This is a genomic window from Amorphoplanes friuliensis DSM 7358, from assembly GCF_000494755.1.
In the GTDB taxonomy this organism is placed as follows: domain Bacteria; phylum Actinomycetota; class Actinomycetes; order Mycobacteriales; family Micromonosporaceae; genus Actinoplanes; species Actinoplanes friuliensis.
This window is the reverse complement of record NC_022657.1, coordinates 6227046-6244519: the sequence shown is the minus strand read 5'-3', so window position 1 is coordinate 6244519 and position 17474 is coordinate 6227046. Positions and strand designations below refer to the sequence as shown.

Here is a 17474-nt window from a genome sequence, read left to right as displayed (position 1 = left end):
CGCCGTGGGACCCGACGGTGTCACCGAACCTGTGGAGGACACCCATGACGGAGAAGAAGGTTCTGCTGGTCACCGGCGCGGGCCGTGGCATGGGCGTGGACATCGCCCAGGCGGCACTGGCTGCCGGGTACGCGGTCGTCGCGACCGGCCGGGACCCGCTGAAGGTCGAGAAGGCTCTCGGCGCCGCGGAAGACCTGCTGACCGTACGGCTCGACGTGACCGACCGTGCGAGCGCCGAGGCCGCAGTGCAGGCGGCAGTGGACCGGTTCGGTCGCATCGACGTCCTGGTCAACAACGCGGGCAACTTCATCGCCGGGTTCTTCGAGGAGATCAGCCCCGAGGACTTCCGGGCCCAGGTCGAGACCAACCTGTTCGGCCCGCTGACCGTCGCCCGCGCGGTCCTGCCGGTGATGCGCCGCCAACGTTCCGGCCTTGTGGTGTCGATCTCGTCGGTGGCGGGTTTCCTCGGCGCCGAGTTCACCTCCGCGTACGCGGCGGCGAAGTTCGGCCTCGAAGGCTGGATGGAGTCCCTGGCGCCGGAGGTGGCCCCGTTCGGGATCCGCACCATGATCGTCGAGCCCGGCTTCTTCCGCACCGACCTGCTCACCCCTGAGTCGACCACCTTCGCCGAAGCGAGCATTGCCGACTACGCCGAGCGCACCGAGCAGACCATCACCGCGTGGACCGGCATGAACGGGCTCCAGGGCGGCGACCCCGCAAAACTCGCCGCGGCACTCGTGCACCTCACGTCCTCCGGAGAGCCACCGGCGCGCTGGGTCGCCGGCGCCGACGCCGTCGGAGCCCTGGAGCAGAAGGCCAAGACCCTGCTGGAGCAGGCCGGCGCCCACCGGCAGCTGTCTTCCTCACTGGACCACGACGCCTGAACACCGATCGTTCACCACGGTGTTGGGACGTGCCGCACGGCATTTTGTGCGTACGGGCGAGCCGCAAAGTTTCTGGTAGGAACAAGGTGGCCGATGACCGAACGGAGCCCTGATGAAGTCCTTCGACCGGGCCTCGCCGTTCGATCAGCCGGGGCGGTAAACGCTGATCGTTCTCGTCGCTCTTGTTCTGGTTCTCCTGCTGCCGCCTGCCTTTTTTGCCCTGCACTGGTACGCGTGGCGGCGCCTGGTGCGCGACACGACCACGCCTGGTTCGGCGATGCGGCGTACCGGCTCGGTCATGTTTGTGGTGGGGCCGCTGCTGTTGGTGCTCGCACTGCCGCACGACCTGCCCGGAGTCCCGTTCCGCGCCGAAGGGGTCGTGGACTGGCTGGGCTTCATGTGGCTCGCCCTGTTCCTCTACCTGCTTCTGGCGCTGGTGGTGGGAGAGGCGGCGCGTCCACTGCTGCACCGGCTACCGGCGGCAGTGGACGCACCGCGCGAGCCCGTGCTGTCGCGCCGTGTTTTTGTCTCACGCGTGGTCGGCGGGGGCGCAGCCGCCGTGGCGCTGGGAACGGTGGGCTTTGGCGCGTACGGTGTCCTGCGCGGACCCCGGGTCAAGCGGATCACCGTGCCGCTGGCCAAGCTGCCCCGTAGCGCGCACGGCTTCCGCATTGCGGTGGTCAGCGACCTGCACCTGGGCCCGCTGCTCGGCCGTGGCTTCGCCCAGCACGTGGTCGACACGATCAACAGCACCCAGCCGGATCTGATCGCGGTCGTGGGCGATCTGGTCGACGGCAGCGTTCAGGATCTGGGTCCGGCCGTGGCGCCGCTGGCTCAGCTGCGGGCCCGGCACGGCAGCTTCTTCGTGACCGGAAACCACGAGTACCTCTACGACGCCCGGCGGTGGATCGACGTGGTTCGTGACCTCGGTGTGCACCCGCTGGAGAACGCCCTGGTCGAGCTGCCGGGCTTCGACCTGGCCGGCGTCAACGACGTGGAAGGGAAAAGGCAGGAGCAAGGCCCGGACTTCGCCCGTGCGCTGGGCGACCGGGACCGTTCCCGCACCGCCGTCCTCCTCGCACACCAGCCCCGGATGATCGACGAAGCCGTCGAACACGGCGTGGACCTGCAACTTTCCGGCCACACCCACGGCGGTCAGCTCTGGCCCGGCCCGTACGTCGCCGAGCTGGTCATGCCGACCGTCGCCGGCTTGCACCGCTACGGCGACACCCAGCTGTACGTCACCCGCGGCGCCGGCGCGTGGGGGCCACCGGTACGGGTGGGCGCCCCGTCCGACATCACCGTCATCGAGCTGGCCTCCCGCCAGGCCTGACCCGGGGCATTTCCCCGATTCCGCCGGACAAGCATGTCCGATAATGGTACGTATTGGTCAGATATCGGGCTGCCTGTCGGCGGGACAGAGGTGTCATGGCGCTGATCCTGGTCACTTCGCTGTTCGCGTTCATCCTGGTGTGGGTGTCCTGGCGATATCTGCGACGCCGGGACCCGTTGCTGCGTGACGTGATGTGGATGTTCGCTTCGGTCGCGATGCTGTTCGTACTCGGGCTCGTCCGCCTGTTCGTGGGCGCGCCGCCGCAATCGGTGATGATGCTCGCGCTCGGGTTGCTGCTGGCCAAGCCGGTGTTCACGTTGCGGTTGGTCAGCCGGCTGCGTCCGTTGCGCTCCTGGTGCCTGCCTGCGGCGGTCATGGTGTGGGTGCTGAGCGCGCTGCCGGTGCTGGCGTCGGCGGCACGGCCGATCCCTCGCCCGTCCATCTGGCCGGCGGCGTTCGTGTTCTTCATCATGGAGGTCGTCGCGGCCTGGCTGCTCGCCGTCGACGCGCAGCGACGTGGTGGTGCGGCGCGGGTCCGGTTGTGGTGCGCTGCCACCGGGACCGGCGTGTTCGGCGCAGCGGTGCTGATCTCCGCTACCGGCGCCGCGGTGGGATCGCGAGTGCTCGCCGTGATCTCGGGTGTGCTGTATCTGTTCGCCTTCGTTCCGCCGCGTGCGCCGCGCCGGATGTGGGCCCTGAGCGCCACGCAAGCGCCGATGCGCCGGTTGCTGGCCGTGCCGGCCAACGAGCCGACCCGGACGTGGCAGAGCTACTGCCGGGACGCCACCGCGGTACTGGGCGCGGACACGGTGGTGGTGTTGATGCCGGCACCGGATGGATCCGTGCAGGTTGTCGGGTGCGCCGTCGAGCCGGTGAGCACGATCGAGTGCACGCCGGCCGGCCTGGACGAATTACTGGCCGCCGATCGTCCGATCGACGCGCTCGCGGGATGGACCCACCCGCCCGTCGTGGCGGTGCTGTTCGCGCAGGCCACCGATACCCGGTTCGTGACCGCGAGGCCGGTGGACGCGCCGGGTGGACGCGGCGCGCTACTGCTGCTCAACCGCTATCGCAGCCTGTTCGCCGAGGACGACGTCGAGGCCTTCACCGAGCTTGCCGGTCACGCCGCAGCGCTGGCCGGGCGGGCCCAGACCCTGGCGGAACGCGAGAGTCTCGCCGCGATCGTCGATTCGTCACACGACGCGATCATCGGCAAGAGCCTCGGCGGGGTGATCACCAGTTGGAATCCCGGGGCCGAGCAGCTCTACGGCTACCAGCGTGACCAGGTTCTCGGCCGGCACGCGTCCATGTTGTTCCCGCCCGGACAGGAGCTGGCCGAGCAGCAGTTGATACAGCGCCTCACCGCCGGTGAGGACATCGACCAGTACCGCGTCACGCGCCGGCGGCGGGACGGGACCACGATCACCGTGCTGCTGACCCTGTCACCGATCGTCGACGCCACCGGGGCGATGACCGGAGTGGCGTCGATCTCCCGCGACATCACCGAACGGCAGCGCGCCGAGACGATGTTCGAAGGGCTGCTGGAAGCCGCGCCGGACGCGATCATCGGCGTCGTCCGCGACGGCACCATCGCGTTGATCAACGCGCAGGCCGAACGGCTGTTCGGCTATCCCCGCGAAGAACTGCTCGGCCGGTCGGTCGACGTTCTTGTCCCCGAGCGGTTGCGCCCGACCCATGTGCAGCACCGCGACAGCTACTTCACCCATCCTCGTAACCGGCCGATGGGCGCCGGTGCGGCGCTGACCGCCGTACGGAAGGACGGCACCGAGTTTCCCGCCGAGATCAGCCTCTCCTCGGTCGACACCGACAAAGGCATGATCGTGACGACCTCCATCCGTGACGTCACCGACCGGCTGATCGCCCAGGCGGAACGGGAACGGTTGATCGCCCAGGCTGAACGCGACGCCGGTGAACGCCGCCTGCAGCACGCCCGCCGGTTGGAGAGTCTCGGTGAACTCGCCGGTGGTGTGGCCCACGACTTCAACAACATCCTCGCCGTGATCAGCAACTACACCGAGATGGTCCTCGATACCCTCGACAGCCCAGGCCTGGACCCCGCCGCCCTGGCCGAGGTCCGCAACGATCTCGGCCAGGTCAGCCGGGCCGCGGAACGTGCCACCCGGCTGACCAAACAACTGCTGGCTTTCGGCCGGCGCGACATCACCCAGGCGACCGTGCTCAGCCTCAACCATGTCATCGGCGACGTCGAGCAGATGCTGCGCCGTTCCCTCGGTGAGCACATCCACCTGATCACCGGTCTCGACCGTGAGCTCTGGCAGATCCACGCCGACGCCGGTCAGCTCGAGCAGATCCTGCTCAACCTGGCCGTCAACGCCCGCGACGCCATGCCCAGCGGCGGCACGCTGTCCATCGACACCAGCAATGCCGACATCACCGCCGACGACAGCGCCGGCGGCACTCTTCCACCCGGCCGGTACGTACGTCTGCGCGTCAGCGACACGGGTAGCGGCATGCCCCCCGAGGTCATCGAACGAGCCTTCGAGCCGTTCTACACCACCAAACCGAAAGGCTCCGGTACGGGACTCGGCCTGGCCACCGTCTACGGCATCGCCAGCGCCGCGGGCGGCGACGTGCGCCTGTACTCCGAAGCGGGCATCGGCACCACCGTGACCATTCTCCTGCCCGCCGTCGACATCTCCACCGATGCCGGCACCTTGCCCGCGGCGCCACCCGCCGCCGCCATCGCCACCGGAACGCCGCCCCACGAGACCATCCTCATGGCCGAGGACGAGGACGACCTGCGCCAGATCACTGCCCGGATCCTCACCCGCGCCGGATATCACGTGCTCGCCGCCACAGGCGGCACCGAAGCCATCCATCTTGCGCAGACACATCCGGGTCCGATCCACCTTCTCCTCACCGACGTGATCATGCCGAGGATGATGGGCAACGAGGTCGCCGCCCAGGTCAGGAAGCGCCGGCCGGGCATACCCGTGCTGTACATGTCCGGATATGCCGAACCCGTCCTCACCGAGAACGGCACCCTGCCGGACGGTGTTGTCCTCGTCGAGAAGCCCTTCACCAGCCGCGAACTGCTCGACGGCGTCCGCACCGTCCTGCACCTGGCCGGCACATCGGCAGAATCCTCACCGGCACCGCACCATGCCGCGAAACCCGGTCCCGGCAGCTGACGAACCGCCCACGACCGTCGTACAGGCTGCTGTGGGTCAGCCGTGAGACCGGTCGGGTAAGCGGGGCGGCATGGACCCGTTGGAGCCCGCACCCAGCGAGGCAGTCAACGAGGTCGACCTCCCCTGGCCGAGCCGGCTCGTGGCGGGCTGATGCAAAACTTCTCCGCCGAGGAGCTTCCCTCTCTGCGGCACGCGGTTCACGACAGTGCCCGCACTTTCGGGCTCACCGGCGACCCACTCGACGACTTCGTGGTAGCGGTCCACGAGATCGCCACCAAACGCGGTGCGCCACGGCGGCGGCCACGGCCGCATCGAACTGCGCCGCGACGGTGACACCCTGCTCTGCGACATCGTCGACCACGGACCGGGCTTCCCCGGCGGGGTGCCCGCACCCGCGGGCCCGCCGTCACCACAGACGCCCGGTGGACGGGGTCTCTGGCTGGCCCGGCATCTCACCGACACCCTGCTGATCAGTGACGGCCCCGGCGGGGTGACGGTTTCTGTCACCGCCTGCCTGCCGGTCACCCCCACCCCGGCGGCCGATGCCCAGATCGAGATCTCGCCCGGCGTGCTCATCCAGGCCACCACGGACCCTCTTCCAGCACCACCTTCTGCTCCGGGAAAGGGTCAGGCCGAGCGGGGACGCCTGTCTCCTGAGTGACAGGATCTGCGCCCGGCCGTGGCGCCGCTGGCTCAGCTGCGGGCCCGGCACGGCAGCTTCTTCGTGACCGGCCACACCCACGGCGGTCAGCTCTGGCCCGGCCCGTACGTCGCCGAGCTGGTCATGCCGACCGTCGCCGGCCTGCACCGCTACGGCGACACCCAGCTGTACGTCCCCCGCGGCGCCGGAGCCTGGGGTCCACCGGTGCGGGTCGGCGCCCCGTCCGACATCACCGCCATCGAGCTGGCCTCCCGGCCGACCTGAGCGGATTTCGCCTGGCAGCGGGGGATGACGAATGTCCGGGAGGCGACGGTGTGCTCGCCGAGCGTTGGTAGGTTGCCCGCATGGGTCACGTCCGGGCAGCGCTCTACCTCGACTTCGACAACGTGTTCAGCGGGCTCTACAAGCTGGATCCGGAGGTGGCGGTCCAGTTCGCCAGCGATCCGCGATCCTGGCTGCTCCGATTGTCGACGGCACTGACGACCGACGGTCCCCGTCGGTGGCTGGTTCTGCGCTGTTACCTGAACCCCGCCGGCTGGGTGCCCAACTCGGACACGACGGCAGGGCAGGACCGTTTGTACTTCTCCAGGTACCGGCCCTGGTTCGTCCGCGCCGGCTTCGACGTGATCGACTGCCCCCGGTACGGCGGGACGAAGAACGCCGCCGACATCAGGATCGTCGTCGACGCCGTCGATGCGTTGTCAGCCGACGCCCGGTACGACGAGTTTGTCATCGCGTCCGGTGACTCCGACATGACGCCGTTGCTGCAACGGCTGCGCCGCGCCGACCGCCGAACCATGATCGTGTCCCCGGCGGATGCGGCCGAGGCGTTCACCGCGATCGCCGACCAGGTTGTCGACAGCCAGCTGTTGCTGGCACTCGTTCAGGGCGAGCCGGTCAATCTCGACGAGGATGCGGACAGCGAGGTGGACAAGGAGTTCGCCGCTGAAGGCGCTCCTGGTGACCAGAGCGAGGCCTACGAATCGTTCCGATCGGTCGTCACCCGTGACTACAACGAGGCTTCCGAGCCCTTGAACATGGCCTCGCTGGCTTCGCGGTTGCACAATCAGCTGGGTTCTTCGGTCAGCGAGAGCAACTGGTTCGGATTCGGCAGCTTCGCCCGTGCCGTTGCCAGCCTGGACCTGCCGAACCTGCAGATCTCGCAACACCTGCTGTGGGACAGCAGCCGCCACCCGGCGCTCGAGAACGCCACCGCTGCGCAGCAGCGCATGGCACTTCCCGAGCCCGTGGAGCGCCTGGTCCAGCAACTCGACCTACCCCGGCTGCCGCAGTCGTGGTGGCCGGCGATCTACCAGACACTGTCCGATTACGCCGGTTCCCACCAGTTCAACCTGACACAGTGCACCGGCTGGTCCCGAGACCGGCTTCGCGACCAAGGACTGCCTGTCAGCCGCGGTGCCGTGGCGTTTGTCGTGCGCGGCACATCGTTCGGCGGCTTCCCGCTGCACCGCCAACCACCCCCGACACCCGCGGAGATCGGCGACGCCTTCGCCGGCAACGTCCTCAGCCGCGCCGAGTCGGCGGAGGTCTCCTTCACGGACGACGACGTCGCAGCGGTCCGAAGCTGGCTGGGAGCCCTCTCCGACAATGCCGAGGCATCGACAGCCTGAACGGCCGGCGCGGCTGTCACACGACCTTGGATCTACTTGGCACACGCGAGGGCTTCGCCGCCTCGGCTGCTTCGGCAGCCGCTGTACCGAATCGGACGATGCGCCGTGTAGAGGCAGGCAGCGGACAATAGGCCCGACTGTTGCGAGATCCTCACTGGGAGCGACATGAACGTCTTTCTCACCGCCTCGGGCGACGACGACCAGGTACGCAGCATCGACGAGGTTCAGGACTGGCTCGACCACGAGCCAGACCTCCAGGGCCGGATCTCCCGCACACCGGCGAAGCCCCGACCCGGCGAGCTCGGCGCCGGCTGGGACACGCTGACGGTGGCAGTCGGCGCCGGTGGGGCCCTGTCTGTTCTGGGCGCGTCACTCAAGGTGTTCTTTGCCCAGCCACGGCGTACCGACCTGAAATTGACGGTCCGTGCCGCCGACGGCAGGTCGGTCGTCCTCGACGCCAAGCGGGTGAAGGAAGCCGACGTCGTGACCGTTCTCCGCGAGACGCTCGGTGGTGCGACCAGTGACGGGAATTGACCGCCGACGCTCTCGCCTGGTTCTGGCCGGGATCCCCCGGTATGACGACGAGGCCCTGGCTGACGTCCCCCAAGCCGCCCAGAACGTGGCGGACTTGCGCGGCGTACTCACCGATCCTGAGATCGGCGGTTTTGCGGAGGAGCACTGCCTGGTGGTGCCGGCTGACGTCAACAGGTCGGGCCTGGCTCGGGCGGTGAAACGTGCGTCGGAGGAGGCAGAGGATCTACTGATCTTCTACTTCAGTGGGCACGGGCTCCTTGATGACCACAACCTGCACCTCGGGCTGCAGGACAGCACCTTCGAAGACCCGGGGATCGAGTCGATACCCTTCGACCTGATCCGGAGGATCTGTCTGCGCAGCAGCGCCCGCAACAAGGTCGTCATCCTCGACTGCTGTTTCGGCGGGCGTGCCCTTGGAAGTCCGCTTGCGGTCTCCGACGAGGTTGTCCTCGCCGATGTCGAGATTTCCGGTACGTACACTCTCACCGCGGCACCGGGGAACAAAGCCGCCGTCGTGTTGCCAGGCGAAGTGAACACGGCCTTTACAGGGCGGCTGCTGCGGTTGCTGCACGAGGGCGTTCCCGGACCGATGAAGACGTTGACGATGGGCATGATCTTTCGGCATCTGGACCGAAAATCGCGTGCCGAAGGGCTGCCCCTTCCGCAGCAGCGCAACATCGGGATGGCTGACCAGATCGGTCTGGTGGCCAATGTCGCCTATGCGCCAGTGAGCCATCCACTGGCGACGGCCGAGACTGGTGAAGTGCCGGTACCTGTCGAGCTGCCGCACGTCGACCCCAGCCCGGCTCGCGCTGAAACCTTGGCAGAACGGGTTCGTCATGGTCAGGCCGCAAGCGTCGCCGCGGATCTGCGCGCGATCGCCGAGTATCGTCCCGATGATCAAAAGCTGTGGCACGGCCGGCTGGAGCAGGCCGAACGCGCTGTAGATCTCCTCGGAGCAATCGTCGCGACCGCGACCGACGGACCCCAGCTCGCCGCCGAGGTGATTACGGAGGTGATAGCCGGGGACAGGCCTCCGAGTCTCCTGTTGGCCGGCTTGGTCAGGGGCGCCAACGATTCGCCTGTTGCCCGAGCATTGGCTCTGGTGCCGCCGGAGACCGCGCGAGACCTTCTCGTCTATCTCACCCTGGAGAAGTACGGGGAGTCGTCGCTGCAGGAATATCTCGGCCGACTGATCGCCTCCGATAAGCTCGCTGAGGTGCTGACGGCCGCCGTCAAGACCTATCAGTATTCCGTGCCCGTCGCCGGAGTCCTGGGAGCGGTGCGGCTACCCGACCTCCTGCGCCAGCTGCTCGACCTCGGCCATCTGGAGGCCGGCATCGTCCTGACTTGGGCTCTCGCGCCCAACGATCTGTCCGACGACGAGCTGAAGAACAGCAGGACTGCCAAGACTCTCGCGCTGGCTTGCCAAACGCTCAGCGGCACGCGGCTCGCGAGGATGAGCCGGGTCGTGGCGCTCCAGCTCCGGACCCAGCCGAAGTCCGCCGCGATGCTGCTGTACCACCTGGATCGGCACGCCCCTGAGGCCGGCACATTGCTGCTGGTCCGGGCAGTCGACGGCGACAACCGACTCGGCGAACATCTCGGGCGGTTGGCTCGCGGAACGCTGCCATTACCGATGGCGATCATCGCCCGAATCACGGAGCACGAGCCGGCCACGGCAGATCTGCTCGCGTCGGCCCTCGTCTTCACCGACCCCTGCTCGGCGAAGAAGTTCCTCGACGTCAGCCTTACTTCGCAGTTCTTCTTCACCCCGCCCGGCGCGCCGGCGTTCGGGCGGCTGATCGCCGAGAAGTTCGAGGTCGCCGCGCACGCCTCAGGCTGGGACGAGGTGCGCGCCGCGATCGAGACCGGCAATCTGGAGCTGGCTCGCTCCCTGGCGCAGGCCACGTAGCGAGCATGGTGCGGACCGGCCCGACGAAGAGTGCGGACGTGGCTCCGCTCAGGGGGTCGGGCGGGTGCGGCCGGGGGAGCGGGACGGGTCGGTGAGGCGTACAAGGTCGGTGCGGTGGGCCAGGATGGCGGCGGAGAGTGCCTCGTGGTCGCGGTGGCGGATGGCGGTCGCGATTCTGGCGTGGACCGTGATGTTCTCGTCGATGACCTTGGCCGCGTCGGGCCCGGCGAACTCGGCGCGGACCAGGGTGGCGCGGATCAGGGTGACGAGGGATTCGTACATGCCGGCCAGCACCGGGACGCGGGCGGCGCGGGCGATGGTGCGGTGGAAGCGGATGTTGGCTTCGAGGTAGCCGCGGGGGTCGGCGCGGCTGTCGCGCAGGCTTTCGACGGCCCAGTCCAGGTCGCGGCAGTCCTCCGGGGTGGCGCGTTCGGCGGCCACCGCGGCGAAGCTGTCCTCCAGCATGGTGCGGGCCTCGAACAGGTCGACGGCATCGACCAGCAGGCCGCGGAACCACACGTCGATGATGCCGAGCCGCAGCTGCGGGGGTGGCTGGGCGACAAAAACGCCGCCCTGGACGCCGGGTTTGACCTCGATGATCGAGCGTTCGCGCAGGATGCGCAGGGCCTCGTTCATCGCGTTGGCGCTGACGCCGAACCGGTCGATGAGCTCGGTCCGCAGGGCGAGCCGGGCACCGGCGCCCAGCCGTTGCTCGAGGATCTCCTCCTCCAGCTCGGCGGCGATCCGTTCGGCGACGGACGGCATCAGAGCGGCCTGCGGGTCGACGGCATCCCCGTATCTTGGCACGGCCCGCAGCCTGGTCACGTCCGGGTGAGCAGGGCGGGGACGTGCTCCTCGAGGAGGAAGTCGCGGACCAGGGCGCTGAAGCGGGCCGCCTGCTCGATCTGCACCCAGTGACCGCACCGGCCGAAGACGTGCAGGCGGGAGTCGCCGATCAGCTCCAGCAGCCGCAACGAGGTGCTGAGCGGGATGACCTGGTCGTCGCGGCCGTGCACGATGAGCGTCGGGTGACGCAGGGCGGCGATCCGGTCCTCGTCGACGGCCAGGACGTCGACCATGCGCTGGCGGGGCGCGGGGAACATCGAGGCGTACGCCTCCTGGACCCCCGGCCGGGTGGCCGCGGCGAGCCGTAGTTCGGCGAGGTCGTCGCCGAGGCGGGCGCTGTCGTAGGTGAAGACGCGCAGGAGCCGGCGCATGGCCGGCAGGGACGGCTCGAATCCCCACACCGATTCCAGGCCGGCGGTGATCGGGAAACTCACCCCGGCGCTGCCCATCAGGACCAGGCGGTCGACACGGTCCGGGGCGACCGTGGCGAGCCGCAGGGCGAGCGCGCCGCCGAAGCTGTTGCCGACCACGGAGACTTTGGGCAGGTCGAGGGCGTCCAGGAAGCCCAGCAGGTGATCGAGCCACTGCCCGGGACCGTAGGCGGCGCCCCGGGGGCGTTCGGTGTAGCCGAACCCCAGGATGTCCGGCGCCACGACCCGCATGGTGCACGACAGCTCGGGAAGCACGGTGCGCCAGTTGGCCCAGGCGGAGACGCCGGGCCCGGAGCCGTGGATCAGCAGCACGGGGGAGCCGTCACCGCGATCGTGGTAGTTGGTCGCGACGCCGCCGACGGCGATCGTCCGGTCTTGTTCGGGGTTGTCGGATCGCATGGGCCAATACTTCCATAACTTTCCGAAAGATTCAGTACCCGCTACCTGGTAGATGTCGTCACGCTGGCATAACCTGCTCGTAATGTAGCGATACTTTAGGCCGAGGAGGTGACATGGTTGCCGTCACCGTGCTGCCGGACGGGATCCGGGTCGAGGCCCGGCCCGGCGAGTCGATCGTCGACGCCCTTCGTCGTTCGGGCTGGCGCAGCCGGTACAAGTGCCGCCGTGGTGGCTGCGGCAGCTGCAAGTCCCGGTTCACCTCGGGGCGGATCGTCTACGACCACGCCGTCGCGGCCTCGGTCCTGAGCGACGCCGAGCGGGCCGCGGGGATCTGCCTGCCGTGCCGGGCCGTCCCCGTCACCGACGTGGTCATCGAGCAGCCGGACCGGCCGATGCGTCCCGCTCTCTCCAGTGAGCGCCGCTCCCACCCGCATGAACCTACGAATTGAGGCAGGCATGTCCGTCATGAGACTCGGCTACGTCCACGTTCGCGTCACCGACCTGGCGCAGGCCCGGAAGCACTACGAGCAGACCCTCGGCATGGACGCCGTGCACGAGGAGGGTGGCCGGGTCTACCTCAAGTCCTGGGACGAGGACGATCACCACTCCGTCGTCCTCGAGGAGGGCGGGGTGGGCCTGGTCAAGTTCGGTTACAAGGTCACCAGTGACGGCTCGCTGGAGGAGCTGGAGTCGCGGGTGGCGGCGTTCGGCGCGCACAGCGAGCGGATGAGCAAGGGTGAGAACGCCGGGATCGGCGACGGCCTGCGGGTGACGCTGCCCTCCGACCACGTCCTGGAGCTCTACGCCGACGTCGAGCGGCTCGGCACCAAGGTCGGCAAGCTCAACCCCGACCCCTGGCCCCGGCACGGTCTGCGCGGCATCGGCGTCCCCCGGATCAACCACGCCCTGATCACCACCGAGGACCCGGCGCTGCTGGAGCGGTTCTTCGCCGATGCTCTCGGCTTCCGCCCGGCCGAGCGGCTGGTGGGCGGCGACGAGCCGAAGGACCTCGTCGGCTCGTGGATGTTCTGCGGCGAGAACCCGCACGACATCGCCTTCGTCAACGGGCCCAACGGCAAACTGCACCACTTCGCGTACGAGATCGAGGACTGGAGTGCGTTGCTGCGGGCCGGTGACCTGATGTCCATGGACGACGTGCCGATCGACTTCGGCCCGGCCCGGCACGGCATCACCCGGGGCGGCACCATCTACTTCTTCGACCCCTCCGGCAACCGCAACGAGGTGTTCTCCGGCGGGTACCGCACCGGGCCGGACTTCCAGCCGATCACCTGGACCATGGACCAGGCCGCGCGGGGCATCAACCACACGCACCGCGAGATCGACCAGGACTTCCTGCAGGTGGTGACCTGACCGGCGGCCGGACGGCACCCCGTGGCAGCCACGGAGTGTCGTCCGACGGCATCATGAAGCCGTGATCTTCGATGGTGTGCTCATCGTGCTGGCCGGTGCCGGGGTGAGCTGCGTAGGGCTGGTGCAGTTGGCGAAGGCCCGGCGACTGCGCCGCACCGGCGTCAGGTCCGTCGGCACCGTGGTGAGCCACGAGGAGACCACCGACGACGGCTCGCTGTACGCGCCGGTGATTGCCTTTGTCGACGAGCACGGCTCCGAACGCCGGTTCACCTCGGCGACTCGAACCAGCTGGCGGGTCCACCCGGTCGGCCGGAAAGTCCCGGTGATCTACCCGTCGGGGCGTCCGGACACCCCGCGACTGATCTCGTTCGGGCACGACGTCCTGGCGGTCGGTCTGCCGCTGGCCCTCGGGGCCCTGTTCGTCTTCTTCGGCCTGCTGGCGTTGATACAGGACTGAGTGGTCAGCCGCCGTGCAGGTGCCTGGGTAGTCTCGCACCCGTGTCTGACAAGTCGGAGCGACGCGCAGCACGCGCGGTGATCGCCGAGTACCACGAAACCGAGCTGGGGAAATTGGTGGCCCGCTTCGGTGAGGCGGTCGATCGCTACCGGGCCGGCGAGTTGGACGCGTTCGAGGTCGATCAGGTGGCGTTCCAGTACTCCCGAGCGGCGAAGGAACTGTGGAAGTACTGCAACTTGCTCCAGGCGGAGATCGCCGCAGCGATCATCCGTGAAGACCCACCACGCGATTGGTGGGACCGCGGTGCGCCCAGAAGGCACAGCTGACCTGACCACGCGAATTGCCGGCCCACCTAGCGGTACATGCCAACCCAGGCCCTGAGACGCTTCAGCACTGCGGGGTGAACGTGCGGGTCGAGGGTCAAGCCCCGTCCCGGATGGGTGCTCCGGCTTTCGACCACCACCAGCCGATCGCGCCATCCATCCGGGAGCGTCGCCGTGGTCACGCTGACACCCTGGGCGTAGTAGCCGTTCATCTCGTGGAACGGCGACAACTCTCCTATCGCACCGTCAACCTGATCAGCCTTACGGTCGCCCGGGTCGTCGAAGAATGCGACGTCGACTTCCATGGATGCGGTCGCTTCCAAGGGCAGCCGCTCCTCCGGGATGGAACCCCAGCACGGACTGGCTGCCGATGACCAGCACCTCCGGATCGCCGGCGATCTGGCAGGCGGACCGCAGAACGTGTTCCAGTTGCTCGCGCCTCATGCTGCCCGCACCCGTCCGCTTCGGCTGAAGGCGCCAAGAACTTTCTGTCGCTGCTCCTGCGGAAGTACGCCGGCGAAGGGCGAGTTCTGCCGCAGCTCGACCGACTCGGAATCTTGCGCGGTCAGCGCCTTCAGCACTGCGTGAGGACCATCGTTGATCTTTGCTTGCCACTTCGTCAGCCAGATCTCGGTCATGGTTCCCCGGTGTTGGGTGAGCAGCCGTTCCAGGTTGTGCCTGGCCTTGTCCAGAACAAGGTCAGGGTCGGCGACGAGGGTGCCGGCCACCGCCTGATGCAGCCACAGCGACTTCAGCTGATCACGCGTCAGCTCCAGCCTCGGTCGCAACAGTGCCTCCACCTCGGCACGCTCGATGCGGCGATGCTTGCCGACCATGACAAACGGCAGGTCCCCGCGTTCGCACAGGTTGACGACCTGCTGGCGTGACGTGCCCAGGAGCTGGGCAACCTGACCCGTGGTCAGGGGTTTGTCGGGTGGCGTCGTCACACTGTCGAGCGTAACGCTAAACGCTAAAAACACAAAGCCTGAAGCGGTGAGGCGGGCACAGGCGAAACCCACCGGCGCCTCCCCGAGGTAGAACGTGGTCAGCTGCCCGCTCGGCAGGCTCAGGTAGGCAATCAGACGCTGGGCGCACTCCGAGCTGACCGATTGAATAGCCGGGAAAACCGTTCAGGATAAGTAGTCGTGCGCGGGACTCCGTTCGGTTGCACGCGAGAAGAAGAACGAGAGCTACTTCACGGCACGCACTTTTGAATATCCCGGATCCGTGCCACCTCGGCCGCTTTTTATCCCGGCTTTACGGACACCACGATCAACATATCTCCCGTGAACCTCACTTCAGGGAGAGCTCAGATGAGTGTCGATGTCTTGCCGCGGCTGTCGGTGGTTGTTCCTGTTTTCAACGAAGAAGACGTACTCCCGTTGTTCGCCGAGCGTATGCGGCCCGTGCTCGACGCTCTCGACGTGTCGTACGAGGTGCTGGCCGTCGACGACGGCAGCCGCGACGCCACGCCGGCGGTGCTGGAGCAGATGCGCCGCGCCTGGCCGCAGCTGCGGGTCGTCCGGCTGCGCCGTAACGCCGGGCATCAGAACGCGCTCACCGCCGGCCTGCACCGCGCCCGCGGCCGGTACGTGGTCAGCATCGACGTCGATCTGCAGGATCCGCCCGAGGTCATCGCCGACATGCTGATCCTGGCCGAGGCCGGGCAGCTCGACGTCGTTCACGGTGTGCGCACCGATCGCAGCACCGACAGCCCGTTCAAGCGCTGGACGGCAGGGTTGTACTACCGGCTGATCCGGCGGGTGGTCGGTACGGCGGTGCCGCACAACGCCGGTGATTTCCGTCTGCTGAGCCGTACCGCCGTCGACGCCCTGACCGAGCTGCCGGAGCAGTTGCCGGTCTACCGCCTGCTCGTGCCCTGGCTGGGCCTGCCGAGCGGCGAGGTCGAGTACGCCCGGGAGAAGCGCGCGGCCGGCCGCTCGAAGTATCCGCTGGCCAAGATGATCCGGCTCGCCCTGGACAGCATCACCGGTTTCTCGGCCGCTCCGCTGCGGGTAGCGACCTGGTTGGGCAGCGCGGGTGTGGTCCTGTGCTTCGTGCTCGGTGCGGCGGTGCTGGCGGCGTACCTGTGGGGGACCGTCGTTCCTGGATGGACCTCGATGTTCGTGGCGCTGGTGTTCCTCGGTGCGTTGCAGTTGCTCTGCCTGGGCCTGCTCGGCGAGTACGTGGCCCGGATCTTCACCTCGAGCCAGGGCCGCCCGGCGTACGTCGTGACCTTCGACTCCGCGGTGACCGGCACCCGCCGCCCGGCCGGGGTGCCGTCATGACCGCGGCGACGATCACCGCCGTACCCGAGCTGGACGTTGTCGAGGAGACCGAGCCGGAACCGGTCCGCAAACCCTGGCGATCGGCCCTGCTGGCGGCCCTCGCCGTGTGGTCGGCCTCGGTGGTCGTGCACCTCATGGTGGGTGCGCTGGCCTGGCTGACCTACCGGGGCAACGGGCCGGCTCCCGGGCTGGGGTCGATCGCCCTGGGCTGGAACGGGTGGGACGCCGGGCACTACGTGCGGATCGCCGAGAGCGGTTATCACCTCGGACCGGGATTCCCGGCGTTCTTCCCGCTCTACCCGATGCTCATCCACGCTTTCGACCCGGTGCTTCCCGGCGGCGGGCTGGTCAGCGCCCTGGTGGTCGCCAACGCCGCCGCGTTCGGTGCTCTCGCTGTGCTGTACCGGCTGGCCGACCACGAGTTCGGGCCGCGGGTGGCCCGGCGCGCCTCGTGGTACCTGGCCGCGTTCCCGATGGGGTTCTTCCTGTTCATCGGTTACAACGAGTCGCTGTTCCTGCTGCTGACGGTCGGAGCGCTCTACGCCGGGCGCCGCGGGCACTGGTGGCTGGCAGGGGCGCTGGGTGCGTTGTCGTCGGCCACCCGGCTCTTCGGCCTCCTGCTGCTCGCACCCCTGGCCGTCGAGTACCTGCGTCAGGTCGGCTGGCGGCCACGTCTGATCCGGCGGGACGTGCTGAGCCTGGCCCTGGTGCCCCTCGGGGTCGTCGCCTACAGCATCTACTGCCTGGTGGAGCTGGGCAGCCCCGTCCAGTTCAGCATCGCCCAGGACCAGTGGGGGCGGCGTTACACGGTCCCGGGCCAGGCCTGGCTGACCTCGGTCCAGCAGATCGCCGGGCACGGGCCGCTCGACAAGACCACCCTCAGCGCGATCCTGGACGCCGGCACCGTCCTGGTCGCCGTGCTGTTGCTCGTCCTGTGCGTGAAAGGCCCGTTCAAATTCCGGCCCGATCAGAGATATCTCGTGGTGCACGGCGCAATCACGCTTGTCCTGCTGATGTCGACCGAAGTTGCGGGCCGTTCCATGCAGTCAGCGGCGCGTTACTCCATGGAAGCGGTAGCTATTTTCCTGGTGCTGGCGCGCATGGGTGCGAATGAGGTGGTCGACCGCACCGTGCTGATGATCGGCGTCGCCCTGCAAGCCGTATTCCTCGTCATTTTCATGGCCGGCACCTTCCTTGTCGCATGAATGCGGCGCCGGAAACCGCGACC

The 17474-nt window shown here is 68.3% G+C and carries 18 protein-coding genes; 14 read left to right on the top strand and 4 right to left on the bottom strand.

Annotated elements, in window-relative coordinates:
- The first annotated feature begins 44 nt into the window (after window positions 1–44).
- From AFR_RS28840 to AFR_RS44055, 8 genes are all read left to right on the top strand, one after another.
- On the top strand, window positions 45–884 hold the full coding sequence (locus AFR_RS28840; RefSeq protein ID WP_023560341.1) for an SDR family oxidoreductase: 840 nt from the start codon (window positions 45–47) through the stop codon (window positions 882–884).
- A gap of 247 nt (window positions 885–1131) precedes the next feature.
- Entirely contained in the window at window positions 1132–2217 is a 1086-nt protein-coding gene (locus tag AFR_RS28835; protein WP_238547146.1) for a metallophosphoesterase, read from the top strand.
- 95 nt (window positions 2218–2312) lie between these two features.
- A complete protein-coding gene (locus tag AFR_RS28830; RefSeq protein ID WP_023560339.1) occupies window positions 2313–5390 on the top strand; it encodes a hybrid sensor histidine kinase/response regulator in 3078 nt (1025 codons plus the stop codon).
- Window positions 5391–5673: 283 nt separating this feature from the next.
- The gene (locus AFR_RS44060) at window positions 5674–6051 is read left to right on the top strand and encodes an ATP-binding protein (RefSeq protein ID WP_023560338.1); all 378 of its coding nucleotides are present in this window, start codon (window positions 5674–5676) and stop codon (window positions 6049–6051) included.
- An 18-nt stretch (window positions 6052–6069) separates the two neighbouring features.
- The gene (locus tag AFR_RS28820; protein ID WP_023560337.1) at window positions 6070–6315 is read left to right on the top strand and encodes a metallophosphoesterase family protein; all 246 of its coding nucleotides are present in this window, start codon (window positions 6070–6072) and stop codon (window positions 6313–6315) included.
- A gap of 80 nt (window positions 6316–6395) precedes the next feature.
- Window positions 6396–7682, top strand: a complete 1287-nt coding sequence (locus AFR_RS28815; protein WP_023560336.1) for an NYN domain-containing protein — start codon at window positions 6396–6398, stop codon at window positions 7680–7682.
- Window positions 7683–7847: 165 nt separating this feature from the next.
- Window positions 7848–8216, top strand: coding sequence for an effector-associated constant component EACC1 (locus AFR_RS28810; RefSeq protein ID WP_023560335.1), 369 nt, complete (start codon window positions 7848–7850; stop codon window positions 8214–8216).
- Window positions 8203–10131, top strand: coding sequence for a caspase family protein (locus tag AFR_RS44055; RefSeq protein ID WP_023560334.1), 1929 nt, complete (start codon window positions 8203–8205; stop codon window positions 10129–10131). Before AFR_RS28810 ends, AFR_RS44055 begins: the two co-directional genes overlap by 14 nt.
- Window positions 10132–10179: 48 nt before the next feature.
- Here AFR_RS44055 and AFR_RS28800 read toward each other — a convergent pair whose 3' ends face one another.
- On the bottom strand, window positions 10180–10938 hold the full coding sequence (locus tag AFR_RS28800; RefSeq protein ID WP_202963959.1) for a FadR/GntR family transcriptional regulator: 759 nt from the start codon (window positions 10936–10938) through the stop codon (window positions 10180–10182).
- A gap of 14 nt (window positions 10939–10952) precedes the next feature.
- Window positions 10953–11807 (bottom strand): alpha/beta fold hydrolase, encoded by an 855-nt coding sequence (locus tag AFR_RS28795; protein WP_023560332.1) that lies wholly within the window; start codon window positions 11805–11807, stop codon window positions 10953–10955.
- A gap of 113 nt (window positions 11808–11920) precedes the next feature.
- Between AFR_RS28795 and AFR_RS28790 the strand changes: the two genes are divergently transcribed.
- From AFR_RS28790 to AFR_RS28775, 4 genes are all read left to right on the top strand, one after another.
- A complete protein-coding gene (locus AFR_RS28790) occupies window positions 11921–12256 on the top strand; it encodes a 2Fe-2S iron-sulfur cluster-binding protein (RefSeq protein WP_023560331.1) in 336 nt (111 codons plus the stop codon).
- A gap of 7 nt (window positions 12257–12263) precedes the next feature.
- Window positions 12264–13178, top strand: coding sequence for a catechol 2,3-dioxygenase (locus AFR_RS28785; protein WP_023560330.1), 915 nt, complete (start codon window positions 12264–12266; stop codon window positions 13176–13178).
- Window positions 13179–13239: 61 nt separating this feature from the next.
- Entirely contained in the window at window positions 13240–13635 is a 396-nt protein-coding gene (locus AFR_RS28780) for a DUF3592 domain-containing protein (protein WP_023560329.1), read from the top strand.
- Between the two features lie 41 nt (window positions 13636–13676).
- Window positions 13677–13961: a hypothetical protein gene (locus tag AFR_RS28775; protein ID WP_041841215.1), complete on the top strand. Its 285-nt coding sequence runs from the start codon at window positions 13677–13679 to the stop codon at window positions 13959–13961.
- 26 nt (window positions 13962–13987) lie between these two features.
- Here AFR_RS28775 and AFR_RS48055 read toward each other — a convergent pair whose 3' ends face one another.
- Complete coding sequence (locus AFR_RS48055; RefSeq protein ID WP_238547145.1) at window positions 13988–14263, bottom strand: hypothetical protein; 276 nt, start codon at window positions 14261–14263, stop codon at window positions 13988–13990.
- A 135-nt stretch (window positions 14264–14398) separates the two neighbouring features.
- Window positions 14399–14905, bottom strand: a complete 507-nt coding sequence (locus AFR_RS28765; protein ID WP_023560326.1) for a helix-turn-helix domain-containing protein — start codon at window positions 14903–14905, stop codon at window positions 14399–14401.
- A 366-nt stretch (window positions 14906–15271) separates the two neighbouring features.
- Between AFR_RS28765 and AFR_RS28760 the strand changes: the two genes are divergently transcribed.
- Both AFR_RS28760 and AFR_RS44050 read left to right on the top strand, forming a co-directional pair.
- Window positions 15272–16246 (top strand): glycosyltransferase family 2 protein, encoded by a 975-nt coding sequence (locus tag AFR_RS28760; RefSeq protein ID WP_023560325.1) that lies wholly within the window; start codon window positions 15272–15274, stop codon window positions 16244–16246.
- The gene (locus AFR_RS44050) at window positions 16243–17451 is read left to right on the top strand and encodes a mannosyltransferase family protein (protein ID WP_023560324.1); all 1209 of its coding nucleotides are present in this window, start codon (window positions 16243–16245) and stop codon (window positions 17449–17451) included. Before AFR_RS28760 ends, AFR_RS44050 begins: the two co-directional genes overlap by 4 nt.
- Window positions 17452–17474: the final 23 nt, after the last annotated feature.